The following is a 16,468-nucleotide window of genomic DNA, read 5'->3' on the forward strand; positions in this document are numbered from 1 at the left end:
GCGCAGAATTCTATGACTGAATCGCCCGTCGCCGTTGACGCGCAGGATGATCGTGGCGGCACTGGCCGCCCTTGGCTAGGGCCGCCGTGCCCAGGGCCGTACGGGCTAGGGCTGCTCGTCGCCTTCGACGCGCATCACGCTGGCCACCTCGCGTACGTCCTCCATGCCGCGCAGGCTCTCGACGGTCGCGGCGAGGGCGGCGTCGGGGGCCCGGTGGGTGACCACGACGAGCTGGGCGTCGTCGCCGAAGCCGACCTGCCGTACGGCCTGGATCGACACGTCGTGGCGCGCGAACAGCTCGGCCACCGTGGCCAGCACGCCGGAACGGTCGGCCACGTCGAGCTGGATGTAGTAGCGGGTGGTCGTCTCGCCCATCGGCAGCACGGGCAGCTGGGCGTAGGTGACCTCGACCGGTCCCGGCGTACCGCCGACGAGGTTGCGCGCCACCGCCACCAGGTCGCCGAGGATCGCCGACGCGGTCGGTGCCCCGCCGGCGCCCGCGCCGTAGAACATCAGCGAGCCCGCCGACTCGGCCTCCACGAACACCGCGTTGTAGGCCTCGCGGACGCTGGCCAGCGGGTGCGAACGCGGGATCATCGCCGGGTAGACCCGTACCGACACCCCGCGCCCGTTACGCGCCCCGGGCTCGCCCGCCGCACCGTCACCGGCTGCCGCGCCGTCACCGGCTGCCGCGCCGTCACCGCCGGTCGCGCCGTTGCCGCCGGTCGCGCCGTCACCGCCCGCGCCTGCCTCGCCGTCGCCGCTGCCGGTCGCGGACGGGACGCGCTCGCAGATGGCCAGCAGCTTGACCACGCTGTCCATCGCCTTGGCCCCGGCCACGTCGGCGGCGGTGACCTCGGTGATGCCCTCGCGGTGCACGTCCGCGGCCGTCACATGCGTGTGGAACGCCAGCTGCGCCAGGATCGCCGCCTTGGCCGCCGCGTCGAAGCCCTCGACGTCGGCCGTCGGGTCCGCCTCGGCGTACCCCAGTGCCTGGGCCTCCTCCAGCGCCTCGTTGAACCCGGCGTCGCGCGAGTCCATCTGGTCGAGGATGTAGTTGGTGGTGCCGTTCACGATCCCCAGCACGCGGTGCACGTGGTCGCCGACCAGCGACTCGCGCAGCGGCCGCAGCAGCGGGATGGCCCCCGCCACCGAGGCCTCGTAGTAGAGATCGGCGCCGTACTCGCGGGCCGCGGCGAAGAGCGTCTCGCCATCGGAGGCCAGCAGCGCCTTGTTGGCGGTGATCACCGATTTGCCGGCCTTCATGGCGGCCAGCGTCAGCGTGCGGGCGGGCTCGATGCCGCCGATCACCTCGATGACGATGTCGACGTCCGGGCTCGTGACCAGGCCCTGGGCGTCGGTGGTGAGCAGCGCCGGGTCCACGCCCTCGCGGGCACGGTCCATCCTGCGCACGGCGATCCCGGCCAGCTCCAGCGGTGCTCCGACGCGCGCCGTGAGGTCGTCGGCCTGCTCGCGCAGCAGCCGTACGACCTCCGTGCCGACGACGCCGCACCCGAGCAGCGCCACCCGCAGAGCCCGCTGGTGTTTCACGCGCCCACCTCCGCATCGAGCCGCAGCAGATCGTCGTCGGTCTCCCGGCGGACGATGACCCGCGACCTGCCGTCCCGGACCGCCACCACGGCGGCCTTCGGGACATAGTTGTAGTTACTGGCCATCGATCGACAGTACGCACCGGTCGCCGCCACCGCCACCAGGTCCCCCGCCGCAAGATCTTCGGGCAACCACAGGTCGCGCACGACGATGTCCCCGCTTTCGCAGTGCTTGCCGACAAGTCTGCTGAGCATGGGGGCGGCCTCGGACGTGCGGCTGGCGAGTACGCAGCTGTATTCGGCGCCGTAGAGGGCCGTGCGCAGGTTGTCGCTCATGCCACCGTTCACCGAGACGTAGGTGCGAAGGCCCTCGACGTCCTTGACGGTGCCGACCTCGTACAGGGTAACCCCGCCCGGGCCGACGATCGCGCGGCCCGGTTCCACGGTCAGGCGGGGCATGGAGAGCCCGTACGCCTTGCATTCGCGGCTCACGATGGCCCGCAGCCCGTCCGCGATCGCCTTCGGGTCGTGCGGCTCGTCGCCGGGCACGTAGGCGATCCCGTAGCCGCCGCCGAGGTCCAGCTCGGGCAGCTCGACGCCGTGCTCGTCACGGATGGCCACCAGCAGCTCGGCCAGCCGGTGCGCCGCGACCTCGAAGCCGTCGGTGTCGAAGATCTGCGACCCGATGTGCGAGTGCAGCCCCACCAGCTGAAGCTGATCAAGCTCCAGAACGCGCCGTACCGCCTCCAGGGCGGCGCCCGAGCTCCGCGAGAACCCGAACTTCTGGTCGTCGTGGGCCGTGGCGATGAACTCGTGCGTGTGAGCCTCGACCCCGGTCGTGACCCGGATCATGACCTTGGGCCGGGCGCCGCGCTCCTTGGCCAGATACCCCAGCCGCGCGATCTCCTCGTACGAGTCCAGAACGATCCGCCCGACGCCGGCCTCCAGGGCCCGCTCAAGCTCGCCTACGGACTTGTTGTTCCCATGAAGAGTGATGCGCTCCACCGGAAACCCTGCCGCGAGGGCGACCGCGAGCTCTCCCCCACTACAGACATCAAGCCCGAGCCCCTCTTCGTGAAGCCACTTGGCCACGGCGGTGCACAGAAAGGCCTTGCCCGCATAGTGGACGTCCCCGTCGTCAAAGGCGGCCGCATACTCCCGCGCCCGGGCACGCACGTCGTTCTCGTCGTACACGTACAGCGGCGTCCCGTACTGCTCCGCCAACTCCCGTACGTCGACACCGCCGACCGTCATCACGCCGTCGTCCCGCTTGGCGCTCCGCGGCCAGATCTGCGGGTCCAAAGCGTTCAGATCCGGTGCCGGGGGCAGCGGGTGGTCTTCGGGAAGCACATCGGCGTGCCGGGGCCCGGCCGGGTGAACTCTGCTCATATCCGCTCTCTAGGGGTCTCACCGATCATTTTCATGCCATTACCAAGGGCGATGCCCACGACCGAAGCCAAAGTGACCCTGGCAGCGTGCACCGCCCCAGGTTTCTCGTCCCCCTTGGGAACGGCCGGATACCGTTCGAAAAAGTCGTGGTAGATGTCGCCGAGCCGCACCAGGAACCTCACCAACGGCAAGGCCTGCCGCTCCCTGCGAGCCTGGTCAGCCCGGCCAGGAAGCTCCCCGAGAGCCCCGAGCAACAAGAGCTCCTCGTTGCGTCCCGAAACGTCTCCGCCCCGTACGCCCAGCTCCCGAGCCCATTCCCCGACCCAAAAGCTCCGGGCGAACGCATACCGAACCCGAAATCCCGGATTCTCAAAAGTCCGAGGCCGATCGCTCCACCCGGCGGGACCGACAAACCCCTTGTCCCCATAGGAATTCCCCTCGGCCAAAATCCCCGAGACAACCCCCTCCGGCGCAACCCGCACCGTCAAGAAGGCCCCAGAAACCTCAACCCCGAGAACACCCGCCGCACTCCGCATCCGCTCCGCGACGACCTGCGGCTCTTCCACCACCGCCCCGTACGCGCCCGCGCCAAGAGAGCGCACCTCGACGGGCGCGCCGGCAGCCCGCGCCAGGGCACGGCGAACGTCGGCTGGGGTCACCCTCGTGAGACTATCCGACCACTATCTGGACAGCGGCCGGGCCAGCTTCCGCACGGTCTGGATCAGCTGGTTCGGGTCGAACGGCTTGGTGACATAGGCGTCCACGCCGATCTCATGCCCCCGCCGCACGTCGTGCTCCTGCGCCCGCGCAGTGATCATCACGACCTTGATGTGCTCCGTCGCCGGGTCCTCCCGCAGCCGCACCGCGGTCACCCACCCGTCCAGCCGCGGCATCATCACGTCCAACGTGATCACATCGGGCGCGACGTCCTTCACCCGCTCCAGGCAGTCCTGCCCGTCCACGGCCGTCGCCACCTCGAACCCCTCGAGCTGAAGATTCACCGCGATGAGCTGCCGGATCACCTCGTCGTCGTCGACGACCAGCACGCGTCCCAGTGGCTCGGTCACGGCCACGAAGCTAGCCGACTCCACAGAGCAACGCACGCCGAACGCCCAGGTGCGCGCCGACCCCCGAACCCTGGTAGCCTTCTTCTCGCGCAAGCGGGCCCCCTTAGCTCAGGGGATAGAGCAACGGCCTCCGGAGCCGTGTGCGCAGGTTCGAATCCTGCAGGGGGCACATACATCACATCCGCGTTTTGGTCATCGATCTTGGATCGGTGGCCATTTGTGCTTTCTGGCCCATTCGTTCTGGCCGGCCGGGTGCCGCCTGGCGCCGCGGGGGGCGTCTGACATCGCCTGATGGGGTCTGTCTCGGCTGTTGGGTGAACGGGCCTTGCAGTTACGGTCTTTGAAGTGGGGCAAGGGGCGCAAATGGGGCAGGTGGAACGGCTTTCTCTTTGGTCTGAGTGATGGGGTCTTCTGGTCGGGAAAGGCAGTGGCCGTTGTTGCGATGATGGGACACTGGGGGGCGCGGATGAGTCGATTTCTTGGAGGACGAGGAGTGCACGCCCTTCAGCCGGACGATGACTCTCGGGCGGCGGGGTCTGGCGAGGTGGATGGTCGTCGGCCTGATCCTGCTCGTGGTGGACCTACCGTTCTGCGGATCATGCTGGGTGGGCAACTTCGGCGGCTGCGTGAAGGGCGGGGGATCTCGCGGGACACGGCCGGTCATGCGATTCGGGGGTCCGGGTCCAAGATCAGTCGGCTTGAGCTCGGGCGGGTCAGTTTTAAGGAACGCGATGTGGCCGACCTGCTCACGCTTTACGGCGTGAGTGATGCGGGTGAGCGCGCTGGGCTTCTGGAGCTTGCGCGGCAGGCCAAGGCGCCGGGGTGGTGGCATCAGTACGGGGATGTCCTTCCTCAAGGGTTCGATGCCTACATCGGCCTGGAGGAGGCGGCCTCCGCGGTGCGGATCCATGAGACGCGGGTCGTGCCGGGGCTTTTGCAGACACCGGAGTACGCACGGGCTGTTACTGAGCTCAGCCATCCCACTGCGTCGGCTAGCGAGGTCGAGCGGAGGGTGAGCGTGCTCATGCGGCGGCAAGAGTCGCTTCGAGGGCCTCAGCCTCCGCAGTTGTGGGTGGTGGTGGACGAGGCGGCGCTGCGGCGCCGGGTCGGCGATGTCGACATCATGCGTGCGCAACTTGCTTCGCTGGCGGAGGCCGTTCGGTCGCCGAGGGTCGGGGTGCAGATCGTTCGGCCGCGGCGCAGTGCGATTTCTGCGGTGACCGGGCCGTTCAGCTTGTTGAGGTTCGCCGAGCCGAGCCTCCCCGACATCGTCTACCTGGAGCTGCAGACCAGCGCGCTCTACCTGGACAAGCAGGCCGACCTTTCGGTTTACAAGAGAGCCCTCGATCGGCTGGCGGTCAACGCCGATCCGCCGACGGCGACCGAAGCCACCCTCGCCGAGATCGTTGATGATCTCGGCTGAGCTGTTCACGCACCGTGACCAGGGATAATTGCGTCCTATTGAGAGTCGGTTCAGACTTGTCGCGGTAGCGCCAATACGCAGGGTGAAAGGTGAGCCCGTGACTGATGAGTCGAGCCCGTCCGGAGAATCCTCGGAAATCGAGATCGATACCACGGTCGCGCATCCCGCGCGGGTATGGGATTACTGGCTCGGCGGCAAGGACAATTATCCCGCCGACCAGGAAGTCGGGGACCATCTCAATAAGACCATGCCCGAAGTGGTGATTTGGGCGCGTGCAGATCGCGAGTTCCTTGGTCGTGCCGTTCGTTACATGGTGGCCGAGGCCGGTCTGCGGCAGTTCCTGGACATCGGAACGGGCATTCCCACCGCCGACAACACGCATGAGGTCGCCCAGCGGCTGGAGCCCACGTCTCGTGTGGTGTACGTCGACAACGATCCGATCGTGCTGGCTCACGCCCGCGCGTTGCTCGACAGTGCACCGGGCGGGGCCACCGACTACATCGACGCCGATCTGCACCAGCCGGAGGTCATCCTGAGAGAAGCGCGGCGGACTCTCGATTTCTCCCGGCCGGTGGGGATCACGCTGCTGGGCATCCTGGAATTCGTCACGACGGACGAGGCGTACACCATCGTCGGGACCCTGCTGGACGCCGTGCCTTCGGGCAGCCATCTGGCCATCGCCTGCCCCACGGACGAAGTGAACACCGAGGCCATGCGCGCGGTCGTTCAGAGCTGGAACGACAGCGGCGCCACCCCTGCCGTGCTGCGCGGCGCGGCTGAGCTGGCGCGCTTCTTCGACGGTACTGAGTTGCTGGAACCCGGCTTGGTCTCGCTGCCGCAATGGCGCCCCGACCGCAGCACCCTCTACGCCGACCGAGAGATCGGATTCTTCTGCGGCGTTGGGCGTAAGCCTTAGCAGGGCGTTGGGCGTAAGCCTTAGCAGGGTCATTGGGCTAGGAAGCGGAGGAGCTCGGTGATGACGAACTGAGGGTTCTCCTCGACTAGCCAATGGCCCGCATGAGGGACGTCCGCTGCCCGCACGATGTTGGTCAGGCGCGGCGTCACGGTGGCTCGAACCCCGTTGAGCTGGCCTTGGGCGGTCAGGAGGAGGGTCGGGACACGGAGCCGCGGCGCCGCCACGGTGTCGCGGACGTCCTTGTCGAGGGCGCGGTAGAGCCCGAATCCGCCTGACAGGACCTCGGGCCGGCGGTAGGTCCGCGCGTATTCGTTGATCTCGGCGTCGGTGAACGGGGACCGCTCAGAGGTGCCGCCGAACGCCGTTCCGCCGAACGAGACCTGCGGATAGAACAGGGCCAGGTACTCGCGGACGTCGTCGCCGACGACCGCCTCGGGGACCCTTCGCTGGGAGTGGAAGGCGATGTGCCAGCTCAGCGAACGGTACCTGGATGCGTCGAGCGCGGGCCCGGGCAGTGGCAGGTCGAAGTAGCCGAGGCGCGCGGTGTCATGGGGGAACTGGGCGGCGTACTGGAAGGCCACCGCGGCGCCGAAGTCGTGCCCGACGACGCGGGGGTCGCGTACCCCGAGCCGTTCGGCGATCAGCTTGTGCACGTACCGCGCCAGGGTCGCCTTGTCGTAGCCGGTCGGTGAGCCGGCACTGTCGCCCAGCCCGGGAAGATCGACTGCGTAAACGGTGTGCTTCTTGGCGATCGCAGGCATGATCGGCCACCAGCCGTACCAGCTCTGCGGCCAGCCGTGGATCAGCACGACCGGCGTGCCACGGCCGCCGGTCACGTAGTGCATGCGGACGCCATCGACGTCGGCGAACTCGTGCCGGAAGGCGTTCTTGAAGGCCGGGTCGTTGCGCGTGGCGGCGGCGTAGGCCGGAACGTCGCCGACTGTCGGCGACGAGCAAGCCGCGACACCGATCGCGAGCAGGAGGGCGAGTGCGAAGGCGACCATCGTGCGCGCGGATCGGAGAAGGCGACGCGACGGCCGCCGCGCTGGGGTGATCATGTTTCCTGTCCTGGAGAAGTCAGTGGCCGGCGGCGGATGAGCAGGACGTGGTCGGTGATCTCGGCGGTACGGCCGCCCGGCCCGGTCGCGATCCGGCGGGGCGCGTCGGCCCGTTCGACCGTCCACGTCGCCGCGTCCAGGTCGATGCCTGCGGCGACCTCTCGTGGGCTCGGGTACCGGACGTCGGAGTCGCGGTTCCACGACCAGGGCGCGGTCGAACCGTGGTCGACGACCAGCAGGCGGCCACCTGGGCGAAGCGCGTGTGCGGCCGAACGCAGGACAGTCGCTCTGTCCAGGTCGAACGGCGTGTGCAGGTAGCTGGCGCAGATCAGATCGAACGCGCCTTGCGCACCCTGCGGGAAAGGCCCGCGCAGGTCATGCCGTACGGCGCGGACACGATCGCCCAGGTCGTGCGAGCAGGCGAGACCGGCGAGCCGTTCGACCGCCACGGCCGAGATGTCGACGGCCGTGACCTGCCAGCCCTGGCGGGCGAGCCACAACGCGTCCCCGCCGTTGCCGCAGCCGAGGTCCAGCGCTTCGCCGGGCGGCAGACCTGTGGCCGCCTCGGTCAGGCGAACGTTCGGCCGCGGGTTCGCCGCCCCCGTTCGGGCCGCGTAGATGCCGTCCCAGAATGCAGCGGGGTCGGTGGTGCTCCCGTCCATCAAGACTCCTTCAGTCGGCGCGCGCTCAGTTACACCAGACGGCCCGTCCACCTGGCACGAAACCTTGCCGTTCCAGCAAGACGACCTCGGCGCCAAGCTGGCCGCTCCCCCGGTGACCGCGTGGACGGCGTTGACCGTGTCCGGCCGTACGTCCTGGCCTGAAAGCACGGCCTGGCCTGAAGCACGGCCTGCACGTGGCATTCAGGCAGAGCGATATGCGACGTTGATGGAGTTGGGTTGGGGTTGGATTGGGATTGGGGTTGGCCGTAAGGCGCGGCCCGTTCCATGGACCGCGTGGGGGCCTGGGTGGTGAACGGCGGGCTGATCGGCGGCCACGAGCCGCGCTTCGAGATCCGTTTCTGCGCCGCCGAGAACGGGGTGCGGATCGCCTACGGCACGGTCGGCAGCGGCCCCCTGATGATCGTTCCTCCCGCCTGGATCAGCCACCTGGAACTGTCGTGGCACGACCCGGCCATCCGCGCGTTCCTGACTCCGCTGGCCGCGCGCCGGACGGTGGTGCTGTACGACAAGCCCGGCTGCGGGCTGTCCGACCCCTGGCCAGGCCGCCAGACCATCGACACCAACGTTCAAGTGCTGCAAGCAGTCGCCGACCACCTCCAACACGAGCGTTTCGACCTGCTCGGCATCTCGACGGCCGCAGCGGCATCGCTGGCCTTCGCCGTACGGCATCCGGAACGCGTCGAACGCCTGATCCTGTACGGCGGCTACGCCGACGGCGACCAGGTCGCGTCCCCGCAGGTCCGGGCGGCCGTCCTGGGCATGGTGCGCGCACACTGGGGGCTGGGCTCGGACGTGCTGGCCGACATCTTCATGGCCGACGCCGCCGCCGACACGAAAGCGCATTTCGCACGCTTGCAACGCGGCACCGCCACCGCGGAGTTCGCCTGCGAACTGTTGGAGCAGTGCTACGAGACGTCCGTCGAGGACCAGCTGGACAAGGTGGTCACGCCAACCCTCGTGCTGCACCGGCGCGACGACCGCGCGATCCCGTACCGCCTCGGGCGTGACATGGCTTCGCGCATCCCCGGCGCGCAACTGGTGACGCTCCCCGGCCGCAGCCACTTCGCCTGGGCCGGTGACTCCGCCTCGGTGGTCCGCGCCATCCTCGAGTACCTGGGCGAGAACGCAAGCCCACCCGAACCACACACCGCACGTTCAACAGACGAGGTGCTCACTCCCCGCCAGCTCCAAGTCGCGGCTCTGATCGCGGACGGCCTGAGCAACCGCCAGATCGGCCGTCGCCTCGGAATCGAGGAGCGTTCCGCCGAAGGCCACGTCGAACGGATCCGCCAGCGCCTCGACGTCCGTTCCCGCACGCAGATCGCCGCCTGGTGGGCCCGGCGCGACCGCTGAGGTAGCGCACTCAGGTAGAGCCTGGCGTAGTTCCCCGCCTGACAGTTCACCGTGCGCCATCGGATCCTTCAGGAAACCCACCATTGGCGACATCTCTGTCAAGGAGCGGCACATTGTCGGCGCTGACCCCGAATCCCGTACGCGGACGCCTGAACTCGGTCTTCTTCGCGCTCATGTCCGGCTACATCAACCAGCGGCTGGCCCGCCACAAGCGAAAGATCTTCCCCCGGACCACCGGCGTCGTCGCCGAGATCGGCGCGGGCAACGGCCCCAACCTGCGCTACCTGCCGCCGAAGACGACCGTGCACGCCATCGAGCCCAACCCGTACTTCCACAAGCGGCTGGAACGCGCCGCCGCCCGCCACGACATCGACCTGATCATCCACCCCGTCCCCGGAGAGGCCATCGACCTGCCCGACGCGAGCGTGGACGCGGTCCTGTGCACCTGGGTCCTCTGCACCGTCGACGACCCGGCCCAGGTGCTCCGCGAGATCCACCGCATCCTCCGCCCCGGCGGCCAACTCGCGTTCGTCGAACACGTCGCCGCACCCCACGGCCCCGTACGACGCATCCAACGCCTGGTACGCCGCCCATGGCGATGGGCCTTCGAAGGCTGCCACACCGACCGAGACACCGCCGCCGCCATCCGCGCCACCGGCTTCGCCTCGGTAGACATCACCAACTTCCGCTTCCGCTCCACCTTCGTCCCAGTCCGCACCCAAATAGCCGGCACCGCCCTCCGCTAAGCCCCCAACGCTCCAGGCGCATGGGACGGGACTGTCTGAAAGATCGTGTGGGTGGGGTGGTGATCCGGAAGGCTGGGGCTGACGCCCCGGCTGGGAAGGATCATGTGTGACCCACCACGACGAGGACGAGACGGGCAGCGGGCTGGATGTTCAGCTCGCGGCTGAGCTGATCGAGCGGGCCAAGGCTGAAGGGGTGTCGCTGGTCGGTCCGGATGGGCTGCTGGCCGGGATCACCAAGACCCTGCTGCAGGCTGCCCTTGAGGCCGAGATGGCCGAGCATCTGGGTTATGACAAGGGTGAACGTTCTGCTCAAGCCACAGGTAACCACCGCAATGGCACCTCGCCCAAGACGGTGTCGACCGAGGTCGGGCCGGTGCAGATCCAGGTTCCGCGGGACCGGGCGGGCGGGTTCGAGCCGCAGATCGTGCCCAAGCACGCCCGCCGGGTGAACGGCTTCGACGAGTCGATCATCTCGCTGTATGCCAAAGGCCTGACGACCGGCGAGATCAAGGCGCACCTGGCCGAGATCTACCAGGTCGAGGTGTCCAAAGATCTGATCTCCCGGATCACTGACAAGGTCGTCGAGGAGATGGAGGCCTGGCGGTCTCGGCCGCTGGACGCGGTGTATCCGGTCGTGCTGATCGACGCGTTGTATGTGAAGATCCGCGAAGGCAGCGTCACCAACCGCCCGATCTATGTCGCGCTGGGCATCAACTGCGCCGGTGAACGCGATGTGCTGGGCATGTGGGTCGGCACCGGCGGCGAGGGCGCCAAGCACTGGATGACCGTGCTGGCCGAGCTCAAAAACCGCGGCGTCGCTGATGTGTGCATCGCCTGCTGCGACGGACTCAAAGGCCTGCCCGAGGCGATTGAGGAGATCTGGCCGCAGGTCACCGTCCAGCAGTGTGTGGTGCACCTGGTCCGCTCGTCGCTGCGGTATGCCTCCAAAGCGCACTGGAGCCGGCTCACCCGCGATCTGCGTGAGATCTACACCGCCCCCACCGAGACGGCCGCCGAGCAGAGGTTCGCCGAGTTCGAGAACGATTGGGGCCAGAGGTATCCGGCGGTGATCCGGCTCTGGCGGGACTCCTGGACCACGTTCGTGCCGTTCCTGGCATTCCCGGCCGAGATCCGCAAGGTGATCTATACGACGAACGCGATCGAGTCACTGAACGCCCGATTCCGCCAGGCCACCCGCCGACGCGGGCACTTCCCCACCGAGCAGGCCGCGCTCAAGGTGCTGTATCTGGTCATCCGCAGCCCGGCCAAAGGCCGCACCAACGTCACCGGCACAACCCGCGGCTGGAAAGCCGCCCTGAACGCGCTGTCGCTGCACTACGGCGACCGCATCACTCTCAACTGAAGGCGATCACCGCCCCACCCACGAAGTTTCGGACAGTCCCCATGGGAGTGGGACTGGTTGAGGGGCTCGCGGCTGAATCGGGCCTTGATGTCTGGGGTGGTGGCCTGATTACTGTGTCGGGACGGGTCCCACGATTGGGGAGTGGCTGCGGTGAAGTTTCGGGCTGAGTTGGAAGCTACTGGGAAGACGACTACGGGGTTTCATGTGCCTGAGTCGGTTGTGGAGGGGCTGGGCGGAGGCGGGCATCCGAAGGTTGTCGTGACCGTGAATGGGTTCGTCTTTCGGACGTCGATCGCCAAGATGGGCGGTCGGTATCTGCTGGGCGTCAGCGGTGAACGGCGCAAGGAAGCGGATATCGCTGCGGGGCAGGTCCTCGATGTTGAGGTGGAGCTTGATACGGCTCCTCGGACGCTTGAGGTGCCTGATGATTTTGCCGCTGCGTTGGCGGCGGAGCCTCGGGCCAAGGAGTTCTGGGACACGCTTTCGCACAGTAAGCAGTCCTGGCACGTTCAGCAGGTCACCGGTGCCAAGAAGGCCGAGACGCGGGTTGCTCGGATTGAGAAGTCCGTTGCCATGCTCAGCGAAGGCCGGGCTCGCTGAACAACATGCCGGCGGCCGCTTGGGCGGGGCGGGGTTGTGGTCGAAAGCGGCCATTGGGGGGCGGGACGATCCGGGGTGGTGTTTCGTTGCCCGGACGAGGTCGCCGCCGTACCTGAGGAGGTACGCCATGAAAGCCGTCGTCCAGCATGTCTACGGCTCCGCCGACGTTCTGCGGGTGGAGGAGATCGAACGGCCTGAACCGCGTGACGGGGAGGTGCTGATCCGGGTGCACGCGGCGGGGGCCGGGCCTGATGTGTGGCATCTGATGGCCGGGAAGCCGTACGTCGTCCGCCTGGTCATGGGGGTTCGCAAGCCGCGCAATCCCGTGCGGGGGTGGGACGTGGCGGGGGTCGTGGAGAAGGTCGGGGCGAAGGTGACCCGGTTCAAGCCGGGTGATGAGGTCTTCGGCATCGCGCCCGGGTCGTTCGCGGAGTACACGAGAGGTAAGGAAGGCAAGCTGGCGCTCAAGCCGGAGGGGCTGAGCTTCGAGCAGGCCGCGGCGCTGCCGGTGTCGGGCGAGACCGCGCTCCAGGCGGTCAGGGGCAAGGGGCAGCTGAGGGCCGGGCAGAAGGCTCTGGTCATCGGCGCGTCCGGTGGGGTGGGGTGCTTCGCCGTTCAGCTGGCCGCGCATTTCGGCGCGGAGGTCACGGGGGTCGCCGGGCCGGGCAAGGGCGAGTTCGTACGGTCGCTGGGGGCGAGCGAGTTCCTCGACTACAGCAGCGACGAAATCACGGGGAAGTACGACCTGATCGTGGATACGGCCGGGAACAGGTCTCTTTCCGCGCTGCGGGGTGTGCTTGCGGAGAAGGGCACTCTGGTGATCGTGGGTGGTGAGAACGGCGGGCAGTGGGTCGGCATGGGCAGGAACGTGAGTGCCGCCGCGATGTCGCCGTTCATTGGCCAGCGGCTCATCGGGCTGACGGCGAAGGTGAGCAGCGACGGCCTGCTGACGCTCAAGGAGCTGGTGGAGAAGGGTGATCTCACTCCTGTGATCGACCGCGCCTATCCGCTGGACGAGGCCGCGGACGCCGTACGGCATCTGCGGGACGGCCACCCGCGCGGCAAGATCGTGGTCACCGTCTAGTCCTCAGCGAGGGGCTTCTCGTCCTGGATCATGCTCATCAGGCGGCCGCCTCGGGCGGCGAGGCGGCGGAGCAGTTCCAGGTCGGGCTCGGCGGACAGGCGGGGCGTCGTGTAGTGGACGGACACGATGCCCGCCATCCGGCCGTTGGCCAGCACCAGGGGGACCGAGATCACGGCGTGGCTTCCCTCGCGCAGCATCGCGTCGCGGGCGGACGGGGTGAAGATCGGGCTCCAGACGACGTTCGGCACCAGGACCGCGTCGCCGCGGGCGAGGGCCTCACCGCAGGCGGAACCCCGGGCCTCGACGAGCTCGAAGAAGCGCAGGAACTCCATCGAGTGGTCGCGGTGGACGGCGATGCGCAGGCCTCCGTGGTCCAGCAGTTGCAGGTTTCCACGCTGGGCTCCGGTGAGTTCCAGCGCGGCGTCGAGCATCGTGCGCAGGAGAAAGCGCAGGTCGGTCCCTGCTCCGAGGGTGGGATCGAAGAAGGTGGCCGTGGCCGAGCGAAGCTCGGTCTGGCGCACGCGACTCCTCGGGCGTTGGTCCATGGCGACAGGTCCTCAGGAGAGCTGTTCGCTACCCAGTATGTGGCCCCTAGGCCGGTTCGCGCGGGCTTGGCCAGTTACGGAGGGCCATATCCAGCGCGTCCATAATTCGGAGCCAGGACGCGTCCAAGCCGGGGGCCCGGTGGTTGCCGCCCGTCGTCTCGAGGCTGACGTAGCCGTGGAACGCGCTGTGGAGCAGGCGCACGGCGTGCCGATGATCGGATTCGGGCACGTCGTAGCCGCGCAAGATGGCGTGCGTCATCTCCACGTGGCGGCCGGTGGCCCTCGCGGCGGCGGTCTCGGGGGCGATCTCGATCTGGGTCGCGGCGTAGCGGCCCGGGTGGCGCTTGGCGTACTCGCGGTAGGCGTTGGCGAACGCGACCAGGGCGTCCTTGCCCGAGCGGCCGACGAGCGCGGCGGCGACCTGGTCGGCGAGCTCGGTGAGGGCGAGCAGGGCGACCCTTTCCTTGAGGTCCTGCGCGTTCTTGATGTGGGAGTACAGGCTCGCGTCCTTGACCCCGAACCCGCGCGCGAGCGCCGACACGGTCACGTTCTCGAAGCCGATCTCGTCGGCCAGCTCCGCCGCCGCCCTGGTCAGGCGCTCGGCGGTCAGCCCGGCACGCGCCATCCGCACCCCCTCCGGCTATGGAATTTAATCATTTGCCTAGGACCTCTAGGAAAGCTAGCTTCCATAGTATGAGACCCCTGACCGAACGCGATATCCGCGACTCCTTCGTCAACTGCACCAAGGGCGAGGCCAAGCGCCTCAACCTGCCACGTGACCTGGCCGAACGACCATGGGACGACCTGGACTTCCTCGGCTGGCAAGATCACACCTCGCCCGAACGGTCGTACCTGGTGGTCGAGACCGGCGACGGCCTCATGGGCGTGGCGCTGCGGCGCGCGACGGCCTCGGCGGGGTTCGCACGGCGCAGCATGTGCTCACTGTGCCTGACCAACCACCTGGGCGGCGGCGTCTCGCTGCTGACCGCCCGCAGGGCCGGGAAGACCGGCCAGCAGGGCAACTCCGTGGGCGCCTACATGTGCACCGATCTCGCCTGCTCGCTTTACGTACGCGGCAAGAAGCAGGTCGGCCCCGGCGGCCGCCTCCAGGAGTCGCTCACGATGGAAGAGAAGATCGACCGCACGACGGCCAACCTGACCGACTTCCTGGACAAGGTCGTCGCCTGACCGTGACCGCTCGGTCATCCGGCGGGTCCGGATCGACAACACCTGGTTCACCGGCGACCCGGCGGCGATCTTCGGCTGAATTACCTACTATTCTCACTGGGAATACTGGGTATCATCACCCCGTTGGCTGAACTCGCAGGTCAAGGGGGTCCGGTGATCGCCATCGCAGGTGGAGGCGCCAGCGCGGCGCTGATCGCGGCACAGCTGCCGCCGGACCGGAAGGTCCTGCTGATCGACAAGGACGGGCGGCACGGGCTGGGGCAGGCCTACTCGACCACCGATCCCCATCATCTGCTGAACGCGTGCGTCTCGAAGATGAGCGCGCTGGAGCAGGACCCTGATCATCTCCTGCGCTGGGTCCAGGACCAGGGCCTCGGCGTCGCGGCGACCGACTACATCCCGCGCATGGAGTACGGCCGCTACCTACGGGACGTTCTCGCAGGGACAGGTGCCGAAGAGGTGACCGCCGAGGTCACCTCGGTCACGCCGGACGGGCGCGGCGGCTGGCGGCTCGGGCTGGCGAACGGCACCGGCGGCGCCGTCAGCGCCAGCGGCCATGAACGCGAGATCCACGCCGATGCCGTGGTGCTCGCGACCGGCAACCGGGCGCCGGGGAACCTGCCGGGCGCCCACGGGCCCCGCCATATCGCCGATCCGTGGGCGCCGGGCGCGCTGGACGGGGTCGGGGACGGCTCGCCGGTGATGGTGGTGGGCACCGGGCTGACCATGATCGATCTGGCCGTGACGCTGACCAAGGCGCACCCGGACACGGTCGTGCACGCCGTCTCGCGGCATGGCCTGCTGCCGCGCCGGCATCGATGTCCGGGCGTACCTTTGGCCGAGCTCGAGCTGCCGGACCAGCTGACACTGGCCGGGCTCATGCGGGCCGTACGGAAGACGATCGAGGCCAACGACGGCGAGTGGCGCGGCGTGGTGGACGCCCTGCGGCCCCACGTGCCGGGCATCTGGGAAGCGTTCTCCTTGAAGGACAAGGAGCGCTTCCTTCGTCATGTAGGGCGCCTTTGGGAAGTGCACCGGCACCGGATCCCCCCGGCGACGGCCGAGCGGATCGACCGGCTCCAGGCGTCCGGGCGGCTGCGGATCACGCGCGGCCGGGTGCAGAACGTTGAAACGAACGACGACGACCGCCTGACCGTACGGCTGGACGACGGAAAAGCCCTCCAATCAGGCTGGCTGATCAACGGGACCGGCCCGTCCCACTCCCCCGACCCGTTCTACGCGCGCCTGATCGCGGCCGGGATCGCGCGCCCCGGCCCGCTCGGACTCGGCATCGACGCCGATCTGGACGGCGCCGTACTGGACGAACGCGGCGAGCCGCACCGGACGCTGTTCACGCTCGGCCCGACGCTGCGAGGCCGGCGGTACGAGACCACGGCGATCCCTGAGATCCGCGCGCAGGCGGCGGTCGTCGCCAAACGACTGGACGAATCGGCACTCTCCGGTAGATAGTTAGCTTAGGTAAGCTAACTATCTACCTCGGCA

The 16,468-nt window shown here is 68.3% G+C and carries 17 protein-coding genes and 1 tRNA gene; 10 read left to right on the forward strand and 8 right to left on the reverse strand.

The features are described from left to right. Nucleotides 1–105 precede the first annotated feature (105 nt). Genes J4573_RS13895 through J4573_RS13910 form a run of 4 tightly spaced genes read right to left on the reverse strand, consistent with a single transcriptional unit; the run spans nucleotide 106 to nucleotide 3,985 of the window. Nucleotides 106–1,527 (reverse strand): homoserine dehydrogenase, encoded by a 1,422-nt coding sequence (locus J4573_RS13895; protein ID WP_208256129.1) that lies wholly within the window; start codon nucleotides 1,525–1,527, stop codon nucleotides 106–108. A gap of 20 nt (nucleotides 1,528–1,547) precedes the next feature. Continuing rightward, complete coding sequence (lysA, locus tag J4573_RS13900; RefSeq protein WP_208255843.1) at nucleotides 1,548–2,939, reverse strand: diaminopimelate decarboxylase; 1,392 nt, start codon at nucleotides 2,937–2,939, stop codon at nucleotides 1,548–1,550. Beyond that, complete coding sequence (locus J4573_RS13905; protein ID WP_208255844.1) at nucleotides 2,936–3,598, reverse strand: DALR anticodon-binding domain-containing protein; 663 nt, start codon at nucleotides 3,596–3,598, stop codon at nucleotides 2,936–2,938. Before J4573_RS13905 ends, lysA begins: the two co-directional genes overlap by 4 nt. 21 nt (nucleotides 3,599–3,619) lie before the next feature. Beyond that, nucleotides 3,620–3,985, reverse strand: coding sequence for a response regulator transcription factor (locus tag J4573_RS13910; RefSeq protein WP_208256130.1), 366 nt, complete (start codon nucleotides 3,983–3,985; stop codon nucleotides 3,620–3,622). A 118-nt stretch (nucleotides 3,986–4,103) separates the two neighbouring features. Here J4573_RS13910 and J4573_RS13915 point away from each other — a divergent pair. From J4573_RS13915 to J4573_RS13925, 3 genes are all read left to right on the forward strand, one after another. After that, nucleotides 4,104–4,175, forward strand: a tRNA-Arg gene (locus J4573_RS13915). A 297-nt stretch (nucleotides 4,176–4,472) separates the two neighbouring features. Further along, entirely contained in the window at nucleotides 4,473–5,429 is a 957-nt protein-coding gene (locus J4573_RS13920; RefSeq protein ID WP_208255845.1) for a Sco1979 family transcriptional regulator, read from the forward strand. Nucleotides 5,430–5,526: 97 nt separating this feature from the next. Continuing rightward, on the forward strand, nucleotides 5,527–6,345 hold the full coding sequence (locus J4573_RS13925) for an SAM-dependent methyltransferase (protein ID WP_208255846.1): 819 nt from the start codon (nucleotides 5,527–5,529) through the stop codon (nucleotides 6,343–6,345). Nucleotides 6,346–6,374: 29 nt separating this feature from the next. On the opposite strand, the gene J4573_RS13930 is transcribed toward J4573_RS13925, so the two are convergent. Both J4573_RS13930 and J4573_RS13935 read right to left on the reverse strand, forming a co-directional pair. Further along, nucleotides 6,375–7,403 carry an alpha/beta fold hydrolase gene (locus J4573_RS13930; RefSeq protein ID WP_208255847.1) on the reverse strand — a complete coding sequence of 343 codons (1,029 nt, stop codon included), beginning with the start codon at nucleotides 7,401–7,403 and terminating at the stop codon, nucleotides 6,375–6,377. After that, nucleotides 7,400–8,065, reverse strand: a complete 666-nt coding sequence (locus J4573_RS13935; RefSeq protein WP_208255848.1) for an SAM-dependent methyltransferase — start codon at nucleotides 8,063–8,065, stop codon at nucleotides 7,400–7,402. Before J4573_RS13935 ends, J4573_RS13930 begins: the two co-directional genes overlap by 4 nt. Before the next feature lie 285 nt (nucleotides 8,066–8,350). Between J4573_RS13935 and J4573_RS13940 the strand changes: the two genes are divergently transcribed. The 5 genes from J4573_RS13940 (at nucleotide 8,351) to J4573_RS13960 (ending at nucleotide 13,232) form a co-directional block, all read left to right on the forward strand. Continuing rightward, nucleotides 8,351–9,439: an alpha/beta fold hydrolase gene (locus J4573_RS13940; protein WP_208255849.1), complete on the forward strand. Its 1,089-nt coding sequence runs from the start codon at nucleotides 8,351–8,353 to the stop codon at nucleotides 9,437–9,439. Nucleotides 9,440–9,552: 113 nt separating this feature from the next. Then, on the forward strand, nucleotides 9,553–10,185 hold the full coding sequence (locus tag J4573_RS13945; RefSeq protein WP_208255850.1) for a class I SAM-dependent methyltransferase: 633 nt from the start codon (nucleotides 9,553–9,555) through the stop codon (nucleotides 10,183–10,185). 142 nt (nucleotides 10,186–10,327) lie between these two features. Continuing rightward, nucleotides 10,328–11,548: an IS256 family transposase gene (locus J4573_RS13950; protein WP_208256131.1), complete on the forward strand. Its 1,221-nt coding sequence runs from the start codon at nucleotides 10,328–10,330 to the stop codon at nucleotides 11,546–11,548. A 141-nt stretch (nucleotides 11,549–11,689) separates the two neighbouring features. Further along, nucleotides 11,690–12,148: a YdeI/OmpD-associated family protein gene (locus J4573_RS13955; RefSeq protein ID WP_208255851.1), complete on the forward strand. Its 459-nt coding sequence runs from the start codon at nucleotides 11,690–11,692 to the stop codon at nucleotides 12,146–12,148. A gap of 127 nt (nucleotides 12,149–12,275) precedes the next feature. Continuing rightward, the gene (locus J4573_RS13960) at nucleotides 12,276–13,232 is read left to right on the forward strand and encodes an NAD(P)-dependent alcohol dehydrogenase (RefSeq protein WP_208255852.1); all 957 of its coding nucleotides are present in this window, start codon (nucleotides 12,276–12,278) and stop codon (nucleotides 13,230–13,232) included. Here J4573_RS13960 and J4573_RS13965 read toward each other — a convergent pair. Together J4573_RS13965 and J4573_RS13970 are read right to left on the reverse strand one after the other, a co-directional pair. Next, complete coding sequence (locus J4573_RS13965; RefSeq protein ID WP_208255853.1) at nucleotides 13,229–13,753, reverse strand: GAF domain-containing protein; 525 nt, start codon at nucleotides 13,751–13,753, stop codon at nucleotides 13,229–13,231. The two genes, J4573_RS13960 and J4573_RS13965, sit on opposite strands and share 4 nt — an antisense overlap. 70 nt (nucleotides 13,754–13,823) lie before the next feature. Continuing rightward, nucleotides 13,824–14,402 (reverse strand): TetR/AcrR family transcriptional regulator, encoded by a 579-nt coding sequence (locus J4573_RS13970; protein WP_208255854.1) that lies wholly within the window; start codon nucleotides 14,400–14,402, stop codon nucleotides 13,824–13,826. A gap of 68 nt (nucleotides 14,403–14,470) precedes the next feature. Here J4573_RS13970 and J4573_RS13975 point away from each other — a divergent pair, with 68 nt between their 5' ends. Together J4573_RS13975 and J4573_RS13980 are read left to right on the forward strand one after the other, a co-directional pair. After that, on the forward strand, nucleotides 14,471–14,965 hold the full coding sequence (locus J4573_RS13975; RefSeq protein ID WP_208255855.1) for an FBP domain-containing protein: 495 nt from the start codon (nucleotides 14,471–14,473) through the stop codon (nucleotides 14,963–14,965). 153 nt (nucleotides 14,966–15,118) lie between these two features. After that, complete coding sequence (locus J4573_RS13980) at nucleotides 15,119–16,435, forward strand: FAD/NAD(P)-binding protein (RefSeq protein WP_208255856.1); 1,317 nt, start codon at nucleotides 15,119–15,121, stop codon at nucleotides 16,433–16,435. Nucleotides 16,436–16,468: the final 33 nt, after the last annotated feature.

The organism is Actinomadura barringtoniae (assembly GCF_017573505.1).
GTDB lineage: Bacteria > Actinomycetota > Actinomycetes > Streptosporangiales > Streptosporangiaceae > Spirillospora > Spirillospora barringtoniae.

Bases quoted from the DNA above. Each gene is read 5' to 3' on its own strand.
- lysA (WP_208255843.1), bottom strand. From the start codon at position 2,939: ATGAGCAGAGTTCACCCGGCCGGGCCCCGGCACGCCGATGTGCTTCCC.
- J4573_RS13935 (WP_208255848.1), bottom strand. From the start codon at position 8,065: ATGGACGGGAGCACCACCGACCCCGCTGCATTCTGGGACGGCATCTAC.
- J4573_RS13970 (WP_208255854.1), bottom strand. From the start codon at position 14,402: ATGGCGCGTGCCGGGCTGACCGCCGAGCGCCTGACCAGGGCGGCGGCG.
- J4573_RS13920 (WP_208255845.1), top strand. From the start codon at position 4,473: ATGAGTCGATTTCTTGGAGGACGAGGAGTGCACGCCCTTCAGCCGGAC.
- J4573_RS13930 (WP_208255847.1), bottom strand. From the start codon at position 7,403: ATGATCACCCCAGCGCGGCGGCCGTCGCGTCGCCTTCTCCGATCCGCG.
- J4573_RS13940 (WP_208255849.1), top strand. From the start codon at position 8,351: ATGGACCGCGTGGGGGCCTGGGTGGTGAACGGCGGGCTGATCGGCGGC.
- J4573_RS13975 (WP_208255855.1), top strand. From the start codon at position 14,471: ATGAGACCCCTGACCGAACGCGATATCCGCGACTCCTTCGTCAACTGC.
- J4573_RS13960 (WP_208255852.1), top strand. From the start codon at position 12,276: ATGAAAGCCGTCGTCCAGCATGTCTACGGCTCCGCCGACGTTCTGCGG.